Below are 17,198 nucleotides of genomic sequence, written 5' to 3' on the forward strand. Positions count from 1 at the left end.
GATACAGAGACTTATCATGGGCGCAATACTTGCTATCGTCGTCGTCATCATGCTGATGATGATCGGAGTTCCGGTTGTCTTCTCATTCGCCGCGATGACTCTGGTGCTGGCCATCAGTTACGGGGTCGATATCTCGTCGCTGATGACCACCGGCTTCTGGTCGGTCAATTCCGTCATCCTGCTGGCCCTCCCTCTTTTCGTCATGACCGGCTACCTGATGCAGGCGGGGGGCATGGCCGCTCGCCTGGTGCACTTCGTCGAGGCCATCGTGGGCAAGTCGCGAAGCGGCATGGGCTCGTCGATGGTCGTCGCTTGTGGCGTGTTCGGCGCCATCTCCGGCACGGCCTCTGCAGCAGTCGCGTCCATCGGCACCATCATGATCGGCCCGATGGAGAAGCATGGCTATCCGCGCGAATACACCAGCGCCCTGCTGGGTATTTCCTCGCTGCTGGGCCTGCTCATCCCGCCGAGCATCACCATGATCCTGTTCGCCGTGGTGACACGCCAGTCGGTCGCCGCCTGCTTCCTTGCGACCATCGGCCCGGGCATGCTGCTGATCCTGCTGCTGTGCCTGATCAACTGGATCAAGATGCGTGCAGGTCACGATCCGCTGCAACAGCCCGTCGGATTCCGCCAGCGCGCCGAAGAGATCGGCAATTCCATGTGGAAGGCATTTCCAGCGCTGCTGCTGCCGGTGATCATCCTCGGCGGCATCTATGGCGGCGTCTTCACTCCCACCGAGGCGGCCGCCATCGCGGTGGTCTACTCCATCCCCGTCGGCCTGTTCATCTATCGCGAGCTGGATCTCAAGCGCCTCGCCGAGTGCTTCATCGCGGCGGCCACCACCACCGGTGTGATCATGGTCATCCTGGTGTTCTCCTTCGTGGCCAGTCGGATCTTCACCCTCGAACGCGTCCCCCAGCAGCTGACCGACCTGCTGATGGACCTGTTCCAGAACAAGCTGCTCATTCTGCTGGTGGTGAACGTGTTTCTGATCCTGCTCGGCATGATCATGGACGATGTCAGCGTCGTCGCTATCATCAGCCCGCTGCTGCTGCCGGTGATGGTGAACATTGGCGTGGAGCCCATTCAGTTCGCAGCCATCGTCGGCACCAGCGTGGTCATCGGCTGCAACAGCCCGCCTATGGCCCCGATCCTGTTCATGACCTGTCGCATAGGCAATGTGGGCATGTCCCAGGTCATGCGCCCGGCCCTCGGCTTCATGGCATTCGCGGCACTGCCGGTCATGCTGGTGACGACCTACTGGCCCCCGCTCTCGCTGTATCTGCCGAGAGCGTTCGGCTACATCGGTTGATTGCGTGACGGCACGAGGGCGGGACTTTCCCGCCCTCGTGCATTCTGCACATCGGGGATAACCAGCGCCGCTGCGCCTGGCGACGTCCGACTGCGCCGGGCAGGCGCTTTCTTGGTAGAATTGCCGATTACTTGCCCACCTGCCGGTACCCTCAGCATCGCTGCCGAGGGTACGGGCGCAGGTTTCAACTGCACTGATCGACGATGCATCAAGAATCCAACCTGAAAGCCACCACCACACGCCCTGCCCTGTCCCGCCGCTTCTCCGTGGCACCGATGATGGACTGGACGGACCGTCACTGCCGCTACTTCCTGCGCCAGCTGTCGCGCCATGCCCTGCTCTACACCGAGATGGTCACGACAGGTGCGCTGATCCACGGTGATCGTGAGCGCTTCCTGCGCTACAACGAGTGCGAACACCCACTGGCCCTGCAATTGGGCGGCAGCAACCCGCAGGACCTGGCGACCTGCGCGAAGATGGCCGAAGAACATGGCTATGACGAGGTGAACCTGAACGTCGGCTGCCCCAGCGACCGGGTGCAGAACAACATGATCGGCGCCTGCCTGATGGGCCACCCGGCGCTGGTGGCGGACTGCGTGAAGGCCATGCAGGATGCCGTGAGCATCCCGGTGACGGTGAAGCACCGCATCGGCATCAATGGTCGCGACAGTTATGCCGAGCTGTGCGACTTCGTCGGCCAGGTGCGTGATGCCGGCTGCCGCAGCTTCACCGTGCACGCGCGCATCGCCATCCTCGAAGGCCTGTCGCCCAAGGAGAACCGCGAGATTCCGCCGCTGCGCTACGACATCGCCGCCCAGCTCAAGCAGGACTTCCCCGACCTCGAGATCGTCCTCAATGGCGGCATCAAGACCCTGGAGGAATGCGAGCGGCACCTGCAGACGTTCGACGGCGTGATGCTCGGCCGCGAGGCCTATCACAACCCCTTCCTGCTGGCGCAGGTCGACCAGCGCCTGTTCGGCGCGCCAGGCAATGGCATCACGCGCCTGGACGCCCTGCTCGCCATGCGTCCCTACGTGGAGCAACACCTGCGCTACGGCGGCACCCTGCACCACATCAGCCGTCACGTACTCGGCCTGGCCCAGGGCTTTCCTGGCGCACGCCGCTTCCGCCAGTTGCTGTCGACTGACCTGAACAAGGTCCAGGACCCGCTGGGCCTGCTCGATCAGGCAGCCGAACTGCTGCGCGGACACTGAGCCGGCGTCACCAGGCGATAGCGGCTGCGCCCTGTCGCCCGGACCATGCCGTTGTCTTCCATGCGCCGCAGGACCTGGCGCACGCTGACCAGGGACAGCGGCTCGCCGGCGTCACACAGCTGCTGATGCAGCTCGCGGGCGGATACGCCCTGCTCCTCATCCGCCACGCACAGCGCCTCCACCACCTTGAGCCGGGGCATGCTGAAGCGCAGCCCGACCGCCTGTAGCCATTCACGACACTGGCGCGTGTCCGGCACAGCTTCGAGTGAACGAGAGGTCTGGGTCTGGGTCGACATAATTCGGGTTCCTTGGCTGCTCGTTACAAGTCGGACTCCACCGACTCAGGGGCGTTCTACCACGCCTGTATAGATAAAGACGAACGAGCGAGCAAAAAGCGCATCCCATGCAGGTAAATTTTGTCAGTGACCCGACCGTTGAGCGCCCGGAGCGCCTCGGGTAAGGTCATGCCATCCGCAACGACAAGGCCACGTCATGACCTCCAAGCTGGAACAACTCAAGCAGTTCACCACCGTAGTCGCCGACACCGGCGACCTCGACGCCATCGCTCGCCTGCAACCGGTGGACGCCACCACCAACCCGTCGCTGCTGCTCAAGGCCGCGGCCCTGCCCCGCTATGCCGACCTCCTGCGCCAGGCCGTCGACGCGGGCAAGGGGGACCTGGGCCTGGCCTGCGATCACTTTGCCGTCGCGGTCGGTCAGGAGATTCTCAAGGTCATCCCGGGGCGTATCTCGACCGAGGTCGACGCACGCCTGTCATTCGACACCGAGGCCACCCTGCAGCGTGCTGAACGCCTGATCGGTCTCTATGAAAAAGCGGGGATCGGCCGCGAACGCGTGCTGATCAAGATCGCTTCGACCTGGGAAGGCATTCGCGCGGCCGAACGCCTGGAGAAAGCGGGCGTACAGACCAACCTGACCCTGCTGTTCACTTTCGCCCAGGCCCAGGCCTGCGCCGATGCCGGCGTGTTCCTCATCTCGCCGTTCGTGGGGCGCATCTACGACTGGTACAAGAAGGCCGAAGGCCGCGACTTCGTCGGCAGTGAAGACCCGGGCGTGCAGTCGGTCACCCGCATCTACGACTACTACAAGCACAATGGCTATGACACGGTGGTGATGGGCGCGAGCTTCCGCAACCTCGGCCAGATCGAAGCACTGGCTGGCTGCGACCGCCTGACCATCAGCCCCGAGCTGCTGCAGAAACTGGCCGAGGACGACGGCCAGCTGAGCCGCCAGCTGGCGCCGGGGGCAGCGGGCGAGCCGCGCCAGAGCCTCGATCAGAGCGCCTTCCGCTGGGCGCTGAACGAAGACGCGATGGCCACCGAGAAACTGGCCGAGGGCATTCGTCTGTTCGCCCGCGACCAGGAAAAGCTCGAGGCGCTGCTGACCGCCACGGCCTGAATGAAAAAAGGGGGCGTCAGCCACGCTGACGCCCCCCTTTCGATTACGTCCGAGGTCAGTGCCGTTCGAGCGCGCTGACCAGATCGTGAAAGGCCTCGCGATTGGAATCGTTGAGCCCCATCAGGATACGGTGCGCTTCCAGCACCTTGGCCTTGACCACTTCCTCGGACTGATCCTGCGAAGGCAGGTCGTCCAGGCACTCCGGGCAAGGGATCGGCCGGTTGACGATATTGAACACCTGATCGAAGCCCATGGACTCCAGCAGGCGGGTGATATCGTCGTGCGTGGTCACCACGGTGGGCAACAGGCCAACCTTCTGCCGGGACAGAATGGACAATTTCGCCAGCAAACCGAGCGTGGTGCTATCGATACTGCGGGTTTCGGTCAGGTCGATGACGATGGCCGAAAAATTCAGTGCGGTAAAAATCTTTTCAATCGTGGCATCCAGCGCTGAACACAATGTCAGCCGGACTTCACCGACGAACTTCAGGACGAAGGTACCGTCCTGCTCGGCGAATTGGATGCGACCGGGGCTCATCCCAGGATTCATGCAAGGTTCCTGCTCAACACCAGCAAGGCAATATCATCCGGCATCTCGCCCAGATTGGCCAGACCGAGAACTTGACGCAAACCACTCAGGGTACCGCCAGCCTGGCTAAGCAGTTGTGGCAGCACCAGTTCCTTGTCTTTCAGGGTATCCCCCGGCAACAGGTCGAGGATGCCATCGGACAACAGGGTCAGGCTGAACGACTCGGGTAGCGCCATGACCAGGTCGTTATATTCGGCCTCTTCGAACAGGCCGACCGGCAGACCACGCCCTTCCAGATAGCGGGCCTGGCCGTTCTCGAACAGCACGGGCAGCGGTAGGTGGCCACCGACGCTGTAGGTCAGCGTACCGCTGTCTTGGTCGATCACCCCGCCGAGCATGGTCACGTGCTTGCCCAGCTTGCAGTTGATCAGCCCACGGTTGATGTGGCCGAGCACGTCCGAGGGCTTGAACTCCGGCAGCCCGCCGCCGCGACGCCACTCGTAGAGCAGGCGCGTGGTCATGAACTTGAGCAGCACGGTGACGAACGCGGAGGACGCGCCGTGCCCGGAGACGTCCGCCAGATAGAAGGCGATGCGCCGTTCGTCGATACGGAAGTAGTCGACGAAGTCACCGGAGAGGTACAGCGACGGAATGATCTGGTGCGCGAAGGTCAGGTCATCCACCTGCCAGGGCGTCACCGGCAGCATGTTCATCTGCACCTGGCGCCCGGCGTTCTGGTCTTCCTGCAGCAGGTGCAGGCTGGCCTGCAGCTCGCGGTTGGCCGCTTCGAGCTTGTCGCGGTAGCGCTGGTTTTCCTGGCGCAGGCGATAGCGGTCGAGCGCTCGGTTTACCGAGTGCTCGAGCACGGCCAGGTCTTCCAGGGGCTTGATCAGGTAATCGGCCGCACCCAGGCGCAGGGCCTCGACGGCATCGTTCATCACGCCGGCCCCGGACACCACGATGACCGGCACTTCGATGCCCAGCGCATTGATTCGGCGGATCAGCTCGAGTCCGTCGACCTGCGGCATGCGCAGGTCACAGATCATCAGGTCGGGGTGTTCCTGCTGAAAGACTTCCAGCCCCTGCAAACCGTTATTGGCCTGCAACACCTTGAAGCCGCTGTCTTCGAGATAGGCCGCGAGGCTTGCACGCACGACGTCGTCGTCGTCGATGATCAGCAGAGTGGCACTGGTTTTGTGCATGGGGTATCCAGGCAAACTGCGCCAGGGCAATTTTTGGTCACTGCCCGTAGCGCGGCGCCGCATCGGTGGCGCCAGGGCGATTTCAAGGGGCAGACGGTACTCCCATCTGTCCAGCGATTCAAGCCGGGACCGGTCGTCGTTCGGCGGCTTTACAGGTCAAATCGGCGGGGGTTATAAGAGCCGCGGGAGAGCTCATAAGAAGAGGACAGGGTCCATGAGTCAGAACGATCGAGCGTACAGCGAGAAACGCGACTACATCCGCATGCGATTGGAAGCTCCAGTCATCCTCCATCATGCTGGCCGGGAAATCCCGGCAATGTGCCTGGATCTCTCCAGTACCGGCATGCAAATCGAGGCCGAAGTCACCTTGAGCATGGGCGACAAGGTCAAGGTCCACATCCCCTCCGAACACAACGAGCTGGCGGGCCTCGATGCCCAGGCCGAGGTGGTGCGCATCAGTGACCTCGAGGACGGCCGTCAGTCGCTCGGGCTGGCCATCCTCTCCATGAGCTGAAATCTGCCCTTACGAAAAAGGCGGCCCAGGGCCGCCTTTTTTGCATCCGCCAAGGTGCTCAGAAGTCGTCCTCGACCTCACCGTCCTTGACCTTGAACTCGCGGCTCTGCAGGTAGGCGTTGCGGATGAAGATGTACTTGTCGCCGCTGACCAGGCGCTCGGCCTGCAGCAGGCTGGCACGGGTATCGATGACTTCCACGCCACGGCTCACGTTGCGGGTCGGCACGTGGTCCATGTACGGATAGGGCGTCAGGAAGCTGTCCGGTACACGGCCGGTGGCATCACGCACGGTGCTCGGGCCGAGGAACGGGATCACCAGGTAGGGCCCGCTCCCCACGCCCCAGGCGCCGAGGGTCTGGCCGAAGTCTTCGTCGTTCTTCTGCAGCCCCATGTGCTTGGCCACATCGAAGAAGCCCAGCAGACCGAAGGTGGTGTTGAACAGCAGACGCCCGGTATCGACGCCGGCATCGTGGAACTTGCCCTGCAGCAGGTTGTTGGCCAGGTTGCCGACATCGCCGATATTGCCGAAGACATTGTGCACGCCGTCTTCGAGGAACTGCGGCGTCACGGCCTGGTAGCCCTGTGCGACCGGCTTCAGCGCGTAGGTGTCGAGCGTGTCGTTGAAGCTGAACATGGCACGGTTGAAGCCCTCCCAGGGGTCATCCTCCGACGCCGCCTGACTCAGCACAGGCAAGCAGCTCAGGCCAACGAGCGCGACCAGACTGCCGAGGCGCGCGATCCAGCGAGTACCGGTCACATGCATTGAATTCTCTCCTTGAGGAAAATAACGTGGCCACCGCCAGCGGCCCGAAGGCCGCGTAGTATAAAGCCAGGAGCCCGTCTTGGGCAGCATAGCGAACAATTGCCATGACCGATAAGACACTGCTGCATACCGCCCACATCCCCGTACGCTGGGGCGACATGGACAGCTACGGACACGTCAACAACATCATCTACATGCAATACCTGGAGGAGGCCCGCGTCGCCTGGCTCGAACTGGCGGGCGTGCCCATGAGCAACGTGCCCCAGGGCCCGGTCGTGCTGCAGACCCAGCACACCTACCTGAAACCCGTGGTCCACCCGGCGACCGTGATCGTCGAGCTGCGCGCCGGCCAGGCTGGTCGCAGCAGCCTGGTAGTCGAGCATCGCCTGAGCACGCTGGACGATCCCGAGACGCTGTACGGCGAAGGTTACTGCAAGCTGGTGTGGGTCGATCACGCCTGCGGCCGTTCCGTTGCCCTGCCAGAACACGTGCGTGCGCTGTTCACCGTCACCTGACGGTCATCTTTTGGTCATCCAGCACCAGTAGATTGAGCGGGGCCACTGTCACGGACGCTGCCATGCCCTCCTCTCCGACCGCCCTCCTCTTCGAGCTATCCGGCTGCCTGGTCGACTTCGGCGCGCGCACGCTGCCCGTCGCCCTGCAACGGCTCTACCCCGAATGCAGCACGACAACGCCTGTCGACACCCCTCAGCAGGCACTGGAGGCTTCACTGGGGCGCCCCGCGACGCCAGCGCAGCTGCAGGCCCTGCGGGAGACGCTCAGCGAGGTGGCCGGCGAACACGCCGAACTGGCGCCAGGCGCCGAACGCCTGCTCAATGACCTGGCCGACGGTGGCGTGCCTTGCGCCTGGCTCGACAGGCTGCCGAGCGATGCCAGCCTGCGCCTGGCCGAGGCGCTGCCGGACTCGGTGCTGGCAGCCCTGCCGCAGCAGGCCAGAGCCTGGCCGGCCCCCGACAGCTGCTGGCAAGCGCTGACCCAGCTGGGGGTCGAGCGCCTGGACGGCTGCATCCTGGTCAGCGGCAACCCGCTGCTGCTGCAGGCCGGGCTGAACGCCGGTTGCTGGACCATCGGTCTGGCCGCCTGCGGCCCCTTGTGCGGGCATGCCCCGGCCGACTGGCAGGCGCTGGCCGGCAACCAGCAGGAGCGCCTGCGTGCCGAAGCCACGCTGCAGCTCTATCGCCTGGGCGCTCATTCGGTGGTCGATCACCTGGGCGAAATCGCCGCCAGCCTGGACGACATCGGCATGCGCCGCAGCAAGGGCGAAAGACCCTGAGCGGTTGATCCGGGTCAGGCAAAAGCGCCGCGCTTGGAGTACCCTTCAGGTACAGGCGGAAAACTTCCAGCATGGCCTGGGGTCAATGCCTATGCCGATTCGACAAGGAGAACTCTATGCCAGCAAGCGACCTGCAGCAGCAACTGGACGCCCTACAGCAACACCTGGCCCAGGACACGCCGCTCAGTGAGGAAGAACGGGCATCGCTTTACCTGCTGACCCAGGAAATCGAGGTGCAACTGGCGCGCGAGGCCGCGGCTGCACCGGATGCGACGCTGGTCGATGGCGTCAACCTGGCAGTGGAGCGTTTCGAGGCCAGCCACCCCACGCTCGCCGGTACCCTGCGCAACATCATGCAAAGCCTGGCCAACATGGGCATCTGAACAGCCTGCGCCGGATGACACCGGCGCCTCCAGCAGAAAATGCCGCCCAAGGGCGGCATTTTTCATGGCATCACTGACGCGCGAGACGACCGTTCTCGCTAGTGATCGCCGCCGTGCTGCGGTAGGGATTGATGTCCAGTCCCCCACGGCGCACATAGCGCGCATACACGGTCAGCGACTGCGGGTTCAGCAGGCGCTGCAGGTCGAGGAAGATGCGCTCCACGCACTGTTCGTGGAAGTCGGCGTGCTGACGGAAGCTCACCAGATAGGCCAGCAGGCTGGCAGGATCCAGCGCCGCGCCCTGGTAGTGCACCACCAGGCTGCCCCAGTCCGGCTGACCGGTGACCGGGCAGTTGGATTTGAGCAGGTGGCTGTGCAGGCACGCCTCCTCCACCCGTCCGGCGTCACAACGCAGCAGCTCCGGCTGCGGGTGATCGTACTGGCTGACGCTGATTTCCAGCTCGTCGATGCACTGGCCCGGCAACGTCGCCACGCCCTCCTCCGCCACTTCCGCCAGCGAACGCAGACGTACGGCCACCGGCTTGCCGACCACCGCAGACAGATCACTGGCCAGGGTTGCCTGCACCTCGTCCCAACTGGTGAACATCGTCTGGTTCAGCGAGTTGAGATAGAGCTTGAACGACTTCGACTCGATGATGTTCGGCGAATCGGCCGGGATGGCGAATTCGGCGATGGCCACCACCGGCTTGCCGGACGGCAGCAGCCAGGACAGCTCATAGCAGTTCCAGTAATCCACGCCCTGATACGGCAGGTTGGCGCCATCCAGGCCCAGCTCGGCCCACTTGGTCGTGCGCGAGATGGGAAACAGCAGTTCGGGGCTGTATTCGGCGATGTACTGGCTGGACTTGCCCAGCGGAGAGTGTTCGGCGGGGTGCTGCATGGTGCGAAATCCGGAATGGCGGGAACCGGGCGAGTTTAATGACTTGAGCAGCGCTTGTCCTGAGCCGTTGCGCAAGGTACACCGGTCGTGGGCACGCAGCCGCGCAGGTGCGCGGCCGCTGGTGCCCCGTCACGGCTCAGCAGTCGCTGGCTGCCAGGAAGATCGCCGCCAGCGCCTCGACCCCGGCCTGATCGACCTCGCTGAAACGCCCGAGCGACGGGCTGTCCAGGTCCAGCACCCCGATCAGTCGGGCATCCTTCACCAGCGGCACGACCAGCTCGCTGTTCGAGGCGCTGTCGCAGGCGATATGCCCGGCGAAGGCATGCACGTCTTCGATGCGCTGCGTCTGCCGGCTGGCAGCAGCGGCGCCACAGACGCCACGGCCGATGGGGATGCGCACGCAGGCAACCTTGCCCTGGAACGGCCCGAGCACCAGTTCGCCGTCCTTGACCAGGTAGAAACCCGCCCAGTTCAGGTCCGCCAGTTCATGGAAGAGGAAGGCGGAGAACTGCGCGGCATTGGCGATGAAATCCCGCTCGCCGCTGAGCAGCGCCTCCAGCTGTGCGCTCAGCAAGCGGTAGCCATCGAGACCGGAGCCGGTTTGCGACAGATCGATCATGCCTGTTGCTCCAGCAGTTGCAGGCCGACCCAGTGACGGGCGAACTGATAGGCGCAACGGCCGTTGCGGTTACCGCGCCCCAGCGCCCAGCGAATGGCGGCCTTTTCCAGCGCCTCGTCCCAGTTCCAGCGCAGGCCGACCTGGCGCGCCTGTACCTCGACCCAATGACGCACGACGATCAGGAAGTGCTCCTGGCTGAAGGGATAGAACGACAGCCACAGACCGAAGCGGTCGGACAGCGCGATCTTGTCCTCGACGGCCTCGCTGGGGTGCAGCTCACCATCGACCATCTTCCAGTTCTCGTTATCGCTCTGCCGCTCGGGCACCAGATGGCGGCGGTTGGAGGTGGCGTACAGCAATACATTGTCCGGCGCCTGCTCGAGCGAGCCGTCGAGCACGCTCTTGAGCACCCGGTAGTCGCCCTCGCCCGCCTCGAACGAGAGGTCGTCGCAGAAGAGCACGAAACGCTGCGACTGCCCCGCCAGCAGCTCCACCACCCGTGGCAGATCGGCCAGGTGGTCGCGCTCGATCTCGATCAGGCGCAGGCCTGCCGCAGCGTGCTCGGCGAGCAGGGCGCGCACCAGCGATGACTTGCCCGTCCCCCGCGCCCCCCACAGCAGCGCGTGGTTGGCCGGCAGGCCGCTGACGAACTGACGGGTGTTGCGCGCCAGCTGCTCGCGCTGGACATCCACCCCCAGCAGATCGCTCAGCGACAGGTCCAGGCACACGTCCAGCGGCTGCAGGAAACCACTGCGGCCATCACGCACCCAGCGCGCCGCCACGCAGTGGCTCCAGTCCACGTGCGGGCGCACCGCCGGCAGCAAGGGTTCAAGGCGTTCCAGCACCTGCTCGGCGCGGACCAGAAAGTCCAGCAATCGGGAATCCACGATCGACTACTCCTTTTGCGCAGAACCGCACGTTGCAGGCTCTGCCGATACAGCGTCGCGATCAGCTATGCTTGGCATGCGCCAAGGATCAGAGACACGCACACATTCATGGATATTTCGCTCACCAATCGCCTGTCATTCAAACAGGCCGGCCTGACCGTGCTGGTGGCGTTTATCCTCGGCACGCTGTTGAGCGTCACCCAGGTGGCGATCGATTATGCCAGCGAAGACGCCTCCATCAACCGAGAGATTCGCGCCCTGCTGGAAATCAGCCACAACCCGGCAGCGCGCATCGCCTACAACATCGACGCGGAACTGGCCCAGGAGCTGGTGCTCGGCCTGTTGCGCTCGCCAGCGGTTACCCGCGCCGAGCTGATCGACAACAGCGGCCTGGTGCTGGCCAGCGTCAGCCGGCCGCGCAGCGAGAGCCGCTACAGGGTATTCAGCGATAGCCTGTTCAGCGCCGAGCGCGAATTCCAGGACCCGCTCTTCGTCTCCCATGCGCCCCATGAGGCGCTGGGCATTCTGCGCCTGGAGGTCGACACCTATGCCTTCGGCAGCCACTTTCTGCGGCGCTCCCTGCTGACCCTGCTGACCGGTTTCGCCCGCAGCCTGCTGCTGTCGCTGATCCTGCTGGTGCTGTTCTACTTCATGCTGACCAAGCCGCTGACCGGCGTGATCCGCGCGCTCAGCGAGCGCAACCCGCAGGACCCGCAGCATCGCCCGGTGCCCTGCCCGGAAGGCCACGAGCGCGATGAGATCGGCATTCTGGTGGAGGTCACCAACCGCCAGCTGTCGAGCATCGCCCAGGAAATCGAGCAGCGGCGCAACGCCGAGGACCGCCTGACCCAGTACCTGAACGAGCTGGAGAACATCGTTTCGGCGCGCACCGCCGAACTCAAGGCCACCAATGCCCGCCTCAGCCAGTCCAACCGCGAACTCGAGGTCGCCCGTACCACGGCGCTGAACATGGCGCAGGCGCGTTCGGCCTTCCTGGCCAACATGAGCCACGAGATTCGCACGCCGCTCAACGGCCTGCTGGGCATGCTCGCCCTGGCGCTGGACGGCCCGCTCAGTGCCGAACAACGCCAGCAGCTGGGCATCGCCCATGACTCCGGCAAGGTGCTGGTCGACCTGCTCAACGATATCCTCGACCTGTCCAAGTTCGAGGCCGGGCAACTCGAACTGGAGTCCATCCCGTTCGATATCGGCGCACTGGCCGAAGAAACCGCCAGCCTGCTGTCGCAGAACGCGGCAGGTGCCGTCGAGCTGACCTGCCTGATCGACCCCGCGCTGCCGGCGCAGGTGCTGGGTGACCCGACCCGGGTGCGCCAGATCGTCAGCAACCTGCTGTCCAATGCCTTGAAGTTCACCCGCTTCGGCCGCGTCGACCTGGCGCTGACGCGCTGCCCCGAGGGGATCTGCATCCGCGTGCGCGATACCGGCATCGGCATCTCCGAGGAAGCCCAGGCGCGCATCTTCCAGCCTTTCGCCCAGGCCGAGGTGGGCATCACCCGCGAGTATGGCGGTACCGGCCTCGGCCTGGCGCTGACCCGACGTCTCTGCGAGGCCATGCATGGCCAGCTCAGCCTCGACTCCAAGGAAGGCTTCGGCAGCGAGTTCCGCGCCGAACTGCCGCTGCCCACGCATGCGCAGGCCAACCCGCAGCCGCTGCTGCAAGGCAACATCGTCGCGCTGACCGCCGCCAGCAGCGGCCTGCAGCAGATGCTCAGCCAATGGCTGCCCGCCTGGGGCCTGGGCTTCCGCCGCCTGGATACCGATGCCAGCCTGCTCGGTGTCGACGCCGACCTGCTGATCAGCGACTGCCCGGAGTGCCTGCTCGGCATTCGCCCGGCCATCAGCACACCGGTGCTGCTGGTGACGGCCTATGGCAACTTCCTGCCGCACGATCAGGCGCAGCGTCTCATGCCCCTGCTGCAGATCGCCCGCCCGCTGTCCCGCAGCGGCCTGATCCAGGTGCTGCGGCACATTCTGCAGAGCGACGACGGCGACGTGCATGCCGACGCCCAGACCAAGCCGACCCGCTCGAGTTCGGCCCGCGTGCTGCTGGTCGAGGACAACCCGGTGAACCAGATGGTGGCCAAGGGCATGCTGAGCAAGCTCGGCTACCAGGTACTGATCGCCGGCCACGGCGCCGAGGCCCTGGACGTGCTGGAGCAGGAGTCCGTCGACCTGGTCCTGATGGACTGCAACATGCCGGTGATGGATGGCTACGAAGCCAGCCGACGCATTCGCAGCAATGGTCGCTGGCCGGAACTGCCGATCGTGGCCCTGACCGCCAATGCGCTGTCCGACGAGCGCGAACGCTGTCGCGCCGCCGGCATGAACGATTACCTGGCCAAGCCCTTCCAACGCGAGGAGCTGGCAAACATGCTCAACACCTGGCTGCCGGAGAGCGTCAGCCGTTGAGCCTGGCCAGCAGCTGGTCCAGGTTGCGCCGCAGCCCCTCCATCTCCAGCAACTCCTGATCGGCGAACTGGCACAGCAGCTGCGCCTTCAATGGCGGGACCTGCGCACGCAAGCCCTGCCCCGCCTCGCTCAGTGCCAGATGCACCTCACGTTCGTCGCTGGCCGAACGCCGCCGCAGCACCAGGCCCATCTGCTCCAGGCGCTTGAGCAGCGGCGTGAGGGTCCCCGAATCCAGCTGCAGGCGCTGGCCGAGCGCCTTGAGCGTGGGCTGCACCGGCGCCTGGTCCTGCCATTGCCACAGCACCAGCATCACCAGGTACTGCGGGTAGGTCAGGCCCAGCGCGTCGAGCATCGGCTTGTAGGCACGAATGACCGCGCGTGACGCCGCGTACAGCTTGAAACACAGCTGGTTGTCCAGCTGCAGTTGCGCGCTATCGGATGCACTCATTGCAACAGCGCTTCGATCTCGCTGCCCAGCTCTTCCGGCTTGGTGGTCGGGGCGAAACGCTTGACCACCTGGCCATCCTCACCAATCAGGAACTTGGTGAAGTTCCATTTGATGCCCTGGCTGCCGAGCAGGCCCGGCGCACGCTTCTTCAACTGCACGAACAGCGGATGCGCATCGCTGCCATTGACGTCGACCTTCTTGAACAACGGGAAGCTGACACCGAAGTTCAGCTCGCAGAACTCGGAGATCGCCCCTTCGTCACCCGGCTCCTGCTTGCCGAACTGGTTGCAGGGGAAGCCAAGCACCACCAGGCCCTTGTCCTTGTACTGCTGCCAGATGCTTTCCAGGCCCTTGTACTGGGGAGTGAAGCCGCACTTGCTGGCGGTGTTGACCACCAGCACGGCCTTGCCGCCGAAGTCCGCCAGGGTTTTCTGCTCGCCCTTGATGGTGGTGACCGGAATATCGAAAAGCGCATTGCTCATGGGAATCGTCCTGAATGGATGAGAGTGGCGAACAAAATAGCGAGCAATTAAATTGCATGCAATTTAATACCCATAAAAATAAGGCGCATGGATAGCGCCTCATTGCCTGGCCGCAGCGTTACACCAAGGTTGCGCCCAGCGCCTGCACCGGCCTGGCGAGTTGCGGCGCTTCGCCCTGGAGGCGTACGCGCAGCCCGTCGATCTCGCGGCGCATCGGGTAGTGCTTGCGCAGGTGGTCGAATGCCGCGCGGCGCGTGGCGGCCTCGCCCACGAGGCTGCGGCGAAAATCGGCGTCGTCGCGCCTTGGGTCGTACACCGCCCGGCACAGGCTGGTCAGCAGCCAGCCGGGCTCGGCGCTGGCGTCGATGCACAGCTCACCCAGCCAGGGCGGCGGCAGCAGATCGCCCAGGCTCACCTGCTCGGCCACGCCGAGAACGCGGCAGCAGGCCTGATAGATCTGCGCCGTACCGCGCAGCTTGCCGTCCAGACTGTAGCCGGCGATATGCGGCGTCGCCAGCTGGCACAGCGCGGCCAGTTCGACATCGACCTGCGGCTCCCCCTCCCACACATCCAGCACGGCCTGAAGATCGCGCCGCATCGGCAACAGCTCGCGCAGGGCGGCGTTGTCCACGACCGCGCCACGACTGGCGTTGATCAACCAGGTGCCAGGCTGCAATGCGGCCAGGCGCCGGGCATCGAACAGGTGACGTGTCGACGCGTCCAGCGGCGTATGCAGGCTGATCACGTCGCACGCCTCGATGATCCGCTGCAGATCGACGAACGCGCCGCCCTCGGCAGCCTGTCGCGGCGGGTCACAGACCAGCACCTGCCAGCCCAGCGCCTGCAGCACATCGACCAGGCGCCCGCCAACCTGCCCCGCGCCCACCACGCCGTAGACCCGCGTGGCCGGGTCGGCCCCCTCGCGCTCGGCCAGGGCGAGGATGCTGCCCAGCACGTAATCGACCACGCCACGGGCATTGCAGCCCGGCGCACTGCTCCAGGCGATGCCCGCCTCGGCGAAGTAGTCGAGGTCCAGATGATCGGTGCCGATGGTGCAGGTGCCGACGAAACGGACCTTGCTGCCTTCGAGCAGGGCGCGGTCGACCTGGGTCACCGAGCGCACCAGCAGCAGGTCGGCATCACGCACGTCCGCCGCGCCGATCGCACGTCCAGGCAGGCGGCGGATACGGCCGAAACCGGCAAAGAATTCATCGAGCAGGGGAATGTTTTCGTCAGCGACTATCAGCATGGCGGGCTCCACGAGGCAGGCGTCCATTCTAAGCCAGCATCGCCGTCAGCGTCGCCCCGCAGGCCGCTTGACGGTGCGTCACACCGAGCTTTCCTGACCGACACGTCAAGGCGTAGACTACGCGGTTTCCTGCCTTCCCGAAGAACCGAAATGTCCACCGACACCCGCCTTGGCCGCGTGCGCACGGAACTGCGCAGCCTGCTCCTGCTGGCCACCCCCATCATCATCGCCCAGCTGGCACACACCGCCATGGGCTTCGTCGATACGCTGATGGCCGGGCGCGTCAGCCCGCAGGACCTGGCCGCCGTGGCGCTGGGCAACTCGATCTGGGTACCGGTGTTCCTGCTGATGACCGGCGTGCTCCTGGCGACCACACCCAAGGTCGCACAGCGTTTCGGCGCCGGCGAAGAACCGAGCATCGGCCCGCTGGTACGCCAGGCCCTGTGGCTGGCCCTGGCCGTGGGCGGCAGCGCGGCGACGCTGCTGTGGAATGCCGAGTTCATCCTACGCCACATGAATGTCGAGCCGGCCCTGGTCACCCCGGCCATGGGCTATCTGCGGGCCGTGGCCTGTGGCTTTCCTGCGGTCGCGCTGTTCCATGTGCTGCGCTGCTTCAGCGACGGCCTGGGCCACACGCGACCGACCATGGTGCTGGGCATCATCGGCCTGATGCTGAACATTCCGGCCAACTACATCTTCATCTACGGCAAGTTCGGTTTGCCGGCCATGGGCGGTGTCGGCTGCGGCTGGGCCACGGCGCTGGTGATGGGCTTCATGCTGATCGGCATGCTGGTCTGGGTGAAATGGGCGCCCTACTACCGCGCCAGCGGGCTGTTCGCTCATTTCGAGTGGCCGCAATGGGCCGTGATCCGCCGCCTGCTGGCCATCGGCGTACCGATTGGCGTGGCCGTCTTCGCCGAATCCAGCATCTTCGCGGTGATCGCCCTGCTGATCGGCGGCCTCGGCGCGACCGTGGTCGCCGGGCACCAGATTGCCCTGAACTTCAGCTCCATGGTGTTCATGATTCCCTACTCGCTGGCCATGGCCTCCACAGTGCGCGTCGGTCAGGCACTGGGACGCGGGCAGCCGCGCGAGGCGCGCTTCGCGGCCGGTGTGAGCATGGGCGCCGCGCTGGGCTACGCCTGCCTGTCGGCCAGCCTGATGCTGTTGCTGCGCGAGCAGATCGCGCAGATCTATACCCCGGACAAGGCAGTGATCGCGGTGGCGGCGACGCTGATCGTGTACTCCGCGCTGTTCCAGTTCTCCGATGCCATCCAGGTCACTGCTGCCGGCGCCCTGCGTGGTTATCAGGACACCCGCATCACCATGCTGCTGACGCTCTTCGCCTACTGGGGCATCGGCCTGCCGGTGGGCTACGCCCTGGGGCTGTCCGACTGGCTCGGCGAACCCAGCGGCCCCAGCGGCCTGTGGCAGGGCCTGGTGGTCGGCCTGACCTGCGCGGCGGTGATGCTCGCCATTCGCCTGGCGCGCAGCGCACGCAGGCGCATTCGTCACGCGGCCTGAACGAGGGCGATTGGATAGCCGGGGG

Annotated in this window: 19 protein-coding genes; 9 read left to right on the forward strand and 10 right to left on the reverse strand. The window is 65.0% G+C overall.

Features of this window, described 5'->3' with window-relative positions; genetic code table 11:
• Window positions 1-16: 16 nt before the first annotated feature.
• A complete protein-coding gene (locus JLK41_RS15525; RefSeq protein ID WP_134675585.1) occupies window positions 17-1,315 on the forward strand; it encodes a TRAP transporter large permease in 1,299 nt (432 codons plus the stop codon).
• A gap of 275 nt (window positions 1,316-1,590) precedes the next feature.
• A complete protein-coding gene (gene dusA / locus JLK41_RS15530) occupies window positions 1,591-2,529 on the forward strand; it encodes a tRNA dihydrouridine(20/20a) synthase DusA (protein WP_425321858.1) in 939 nt (312 codons plus the stop codon).
• Here dusA and JLK41_RS15535 read toward each other — a convergent pair.
• On the reverse strand, window positions 2,499-2,825 hold the full coding sequence (locus tag JLK41_RS15535) for a transcriptional repressor (protein ID WP_037050700.1): 327 nt from the start codon (window positions 2,823-2,825) through the stop codon (window positions 2,499-2,501). The genes dusA and JLK41_RS15535 overlap by 31 nt on opposite strands.
• Window positions 2,826-3,021: 196 nt before the next feature.
• Between JLK41_RS15535 and tal the strand changes: the two genes are divergently transcribed.
• The gene (gene tal / locus JLK41_RS15540; RefSeq protein ID WP_150605644.1) at window positions 3,022-3,948 is read left to right on the forward strand and encodes a transaldolase; all 927 of its coding nucleotides are present in this window, start codon (window positions 3,022-3,024) and stop codon (window positions 3,946-3,948) included.
• A gap of 55 nt (window positions 3,949-4,003) precedes the next feature.
• Here tal and rssC read toward each other — a convergent pair whose 3' ends face one another.
• Both rssC and rssB read right to left on the reverse strand, forming a co-directional pair.
• Window positions 4,004-4,486: an anti-sigma factor antagonist RssC gene (gene rssC, locus JLK41_RS15545; RefSeq protein ID WP_037050692.1), complete on the reverse strand. Its 483-nt coding sequence runs from the start codon at window positions 4,484-4,486 to the stop codon at window positions 4,004-4,006.
• An 8-nt stretch (window positions 4,487-4,494) separates the two neighbouring features.
• Window positions 4,495-5,679, reverse strand: a complete 1,185-nt coding sequence (rssB, locus tag JLK41_RS15550; RefSeq protein WP_037050690.1) for a two-component system response regulator RssB — start codon at window positions 5,677-5,679, stop codon at window positions 4,495-4,497.
• A gap of 214 nt (window positions 5,680-5,893) precedes the next feature.
• Between rssB and JLK41_RS15555 the strand changes: the two genes are divergently transcribed.
• Window positions 5,894-6,193 (forward strand): PilZ domain-containing protein, encoded by a 300-nt coding sequence (locus tag JLK41_RS15555; protein WP_037050688.1) that lies wholly within the window; start codon window positions 5,894-5,896, stop codon window positions 6,191-6,193.
• A gap of 58 nt (window positions 6,194-6,251) precedes the next feature.
• Here the strand turns inward: JLK41_RS15555 and JLK41_RS15560 are convergent, their stop codons facing one another.
• Window positions 6,252-6,956, reverse strand: a complete 705-nt coding sequence (locus JLK41_RS15560; RefSeq protein ID WP_175253793.1) for an MlaA family lipoprotein — start codon at window positions 6,954-6,956, stop codon at window positions 6,252-6,254.
• Window positions 6,957-7,060: 104 nt separating this feature from the next.
• Here JLK41_RS15560 and JLK41_RS15565 point away from each other — a divergent pair, with 104 nt between their 5' ends.
• The 3 genes from JLK41_RS15565 to JLK41_RS15575 all read left to right on the forward strand — a co-directional run bounded on the left by JLK41_RS15565 (window position 7,061) and on the right by JLK41_RS15575 (window position 8,633).
• Window positions 7,061-7,471, forward strand: a complete 411-nt coding sequence (locus tag JLK41_RS15565) for an acyl-CoA thioesterase (protein WP_210389311.1) — start codon at window positions 7,061-7,063, stop codon at window positions 7,469-7,471.
• 62 nt (window positions 7,472-7,533) lie between these two features.
• A complete protein-coding gene (gene pcrP / locus JLK41_RS15570; protein ID WP_037050681.1) occupies window positions 7,534-8,250 on the forward strand; it encodes an HAD superfamily inactivated hydrolase PcrP in 717 nt (238 codons plus the stop codon).
• Between the two features lie 116 nt (window positions 8,251-8,366).
• On the forward strand, window positions 8,367-8,633 hold the full coding sequence (locus tag JLK41_RS15575; RefSeq protein ID WP_047591445.1) for a DUF4404 family protein: 267 nt from the start codon (window positions 8,367-8,369) through the stop codon (window positions 8,631-8,633).
• A gap of 70 nt (window positions 8,634-8,703) precedes the next feature.
• Here JLK41_RS15575 and queF read toward each other — a convergent pair whose 3' ends face one another.
• The 3 genes from queF to JLK41_RS15590 all read right to left on the reverse strand — a co-directional run bounded on the left by queF (window position 8,704) and on the right by JLK41_RS15590 (window position 11,040).
• Window positions 8,704-9,534: an NADPH-dependent 7-cyano-7-deazaguanine reductase QueF gene (gene queF, locus JLK41_RS15580; RefSeq protein ID WP_210389312.1), complete on the reverse strand. Its 831-nt coding sequence runs from the start codon at window positions 9,532-9,534 to the stop codon at window positions 8,704-8,706.
• Between the two features lie 136 nt (window positions 9,535-9,670).
• Window positions 9,671-10,153 (reverse strand): GAF domain-containing protein, encoded by a 483-nt coding sequence (locus tag JLK41_RS15585; RefSeq protein WP_210389313.1) that lies wholly within the window; start codon window positions 10,151-10,153, stop codon window positions 9,671-9,673.
• A complete protein-coding gene (locus JLK41_RS15590) occupies window positions 10,150-11,040 on the reverse strand; it encodes an ATP-binding protein (RefSeq protein WP_210389314.1) in 891 nt (296 codons plus the stop codon). The genes JLK41_RS15585 and JLK41_RS15590 overlap by 4 nt, the downstream gene beginning before the upstream one ends.
• Window positions 11,041-11,148: 108 nt before the next feature.
• On the opposite strand from JLK41_RS15590, the gene JLK41_RS15595 reads away from it, so the two are divergent.
• Window positions 11,149-13,470 carry a response regulator gene (locus tag JLK41_RS15595; protein WP_210389315.1) on the forward strand — a complete coding sequence of 774 codons (2,322 nt, stop codon included), beginning with the start codon at window positions 11,149-11,151 and terminating at the stop codon, window positions 13,468-13,470.
• On the opposite strand, the gene JLK41_RS15600 is transcribed toward JLK41_RS15595, so the two are convergent.
• From JLK41_RS15600 to pdxB, 3 genes are all read right to left on the reverse strand, one after another.
• Window positions 13,460-13,918 carry a MarR family winged helix-turn-helix transcriptional regulator gene (locus tag JLK41_RS15600; RefSeq protein WP_152489046.1) on the reverse strand — a complete coding sequence of 153 codons (459 nt, stop codon included), beginning with the start codon at window positions 13,916-13,918 and terminating at the stop codon, window positions 13,460-13,462. The two genes, JLK41_RS15595 and JLK41_RS15600, sit on opposite strands and share 11 nt — an antisense overlap.
• Entirely contained in the window at window positions 13,915-14,400 is a 486-nt protein-coding gene (locus tag JLK41_RS15605) for a glutathione peroxidase (RefSeq protein ID WP_037050667.1), read from the reverse strand. The genes JLK41_RS15600 and JLK41_RS15605 overlap by 4 nt, the downstream gene beginning before the upstream one ends.
• Before the next feature lie 118 nt (window positions 14,401-14,518).
• Window positions 14,519-15,649: a 4-phosphoerythronate dehydrogenase PdxB gene (pdxB, locus tag JLK41_RS15610; RefSeq protein WP_210389316.1), complete on the reverse strand. Its 1,131-nt coding sequence runs from the start codon at window positions 15,647-15,649 to the stop codon at window positions 14,519-14,521.
• Window positions 15,650-15,799: 150 nt separating this feature from the next.
• Here pdxB and JLK41_RS15615 point away from each other — a divergent pair, with 150 nt between their 5' ends.
• Complete coding sequence (locus JLK41_RS15615) at window positions 15,800-17,173, forward strand: MATE family efflux transporter (protein ID WP_037050662.1); 1,374 nt, start codon at window positions 15,800-15,802, stop codon at window positions 17,171-17,173.
• The last annotated feature ends 25 nt before the right edge of the window (window positions 17,174-17,198 follow it).

Source organism: Ectopseudomonas khazarica (genome assembly GCF_017915135.1).
GTDB classification, from domain to species: Bacteria; Pseudomonadota; Gammaproteobacteria; order Pseudomonadales; family Pseudomonadaceae; genus Aquipseudomonas; species Aquipseudomonas khazarica.

Bases quoted from the DNA above. Each gene is read 5' to 3' on its own strand.
- JLK41_RS15525 (WP_134675585.1), top strand. From the start codon at position 17: ATGGGCGCAATACTTGCTATCGTCGTCGTCATCATGCTGATGATGATC.
- dusA (WP_425321858.1), top strand. From the start codon at position 1,591: ATGATGGACTGGACGGACCGTCACTGCCGCTACTTCCTGCGCCAGCTG.
- JLK41_RS15535 (WP_037050700.1), bottom strand. From the start codon at position 2,825: ATGTCGACCCAGACCCAGACCTCTCGTTCACTCGAAGCTGTGCCGGAC.
- tal (WP_150605644.1), top strand. From the start codon at position 3,022: ATGACCTCCAAGCTGGAACAACTCAAGCAGTTCACCACCGTAGTCGCC.
- rssC (WP_037050692.1), bottom strand. From the start codon at position 4,486: ATGAGCCCCGGTCGCATCCAATTCGCCGAGCAGGACGGTACCTTCGTC.
- rssB (WP_037050690.1), bottom strand. From the start codon at position 5,679: ATGCACAAAACCAGTGCCACTCTGCTGATCATCGACGACGACGACGTC.
- JLK41_RS15555 (WP_037050688.1), top strand. From the start codon at position 5,894: ATGAGTCAGAACGATCGAGCGTACAGCGAGAAACGCGACTACATCCGC.
- JLK41_RS15560 (WP_175253793.1), bottom strand. From the start codon at position 6,956: ATGCATGTGACCGGTACTCGCTGGATCGCGCGCCTCGGCAGTCTGGTC.
- JLK41_RS15565 (WP_210389311.1), top strand. From the start codon at position 7,061: ATGACCGATAAGACACTGCTGCATACCGCCCACATCCCCGTACGCTGG.
- pcrP (WP_037050681.1), top strand. From the start codon at position 7,534: ATGCCCTCCTCTCCGACCGCCCTCCTCTTCGAGCTATCCGGCTGCCTG.
- JLK41_RS15575 (WP_047591445.1), top strand. From the start codon at position 8,367: ATGCCAGCAAGCGACCTGCAGCAGCAACTGGACGCCCTACAGCAACAC.
- queF (WP_210389312.1), bottom strand. From the start codon at position 9,534: ATGCAGCACCCCGCCGAACACTCTCCGCTGGGCAAGTCCAGCCAGTAC.
- JLK41_RS15585 (WP_210389313.1), bottom strand. From the start codon at position 10,153: ATGATCGATCTGTCGCAAACCGGCTCCGGTCTCGATGGCTACCGCTTG.
- JLK41_RS15595 (WP_210389315.1), top strand. From the start codon at position 11,149: ATGGATATTTCGCTCACCAATCGCCTGTCATTCAAACAGGCCGGCCTG.
- JLK41_RS15600 (WP_152489046.1), bottom strand. From the start codon at position 13,918: ATGAGTGCATCCGATAGCGCGCAACTGCAGCTGGACAACCAGCTGTGT.
- JLK41_RS15605 (WP_037050667.1), bottom strand. From the start codon at position 14,400: ATGAGCAATGCGCTTTTCGATATTCCGGTCACCACCATCAAGGGCGAG.
- pdxB (WP_210389316.1), bottom strand. From the start codon at position 15,649: ATGCTGATAGTCGCTGACGAAAACATTCCCCTGCTCGATGAATTCTTT.
- JLK41_RS15615 (WP_037050662.1), top strand. From the start codon at position 15,800: ATGTCCACCGACACCCGCCTTGGCCGCGTGCGCACGGAACTGCGCAGC.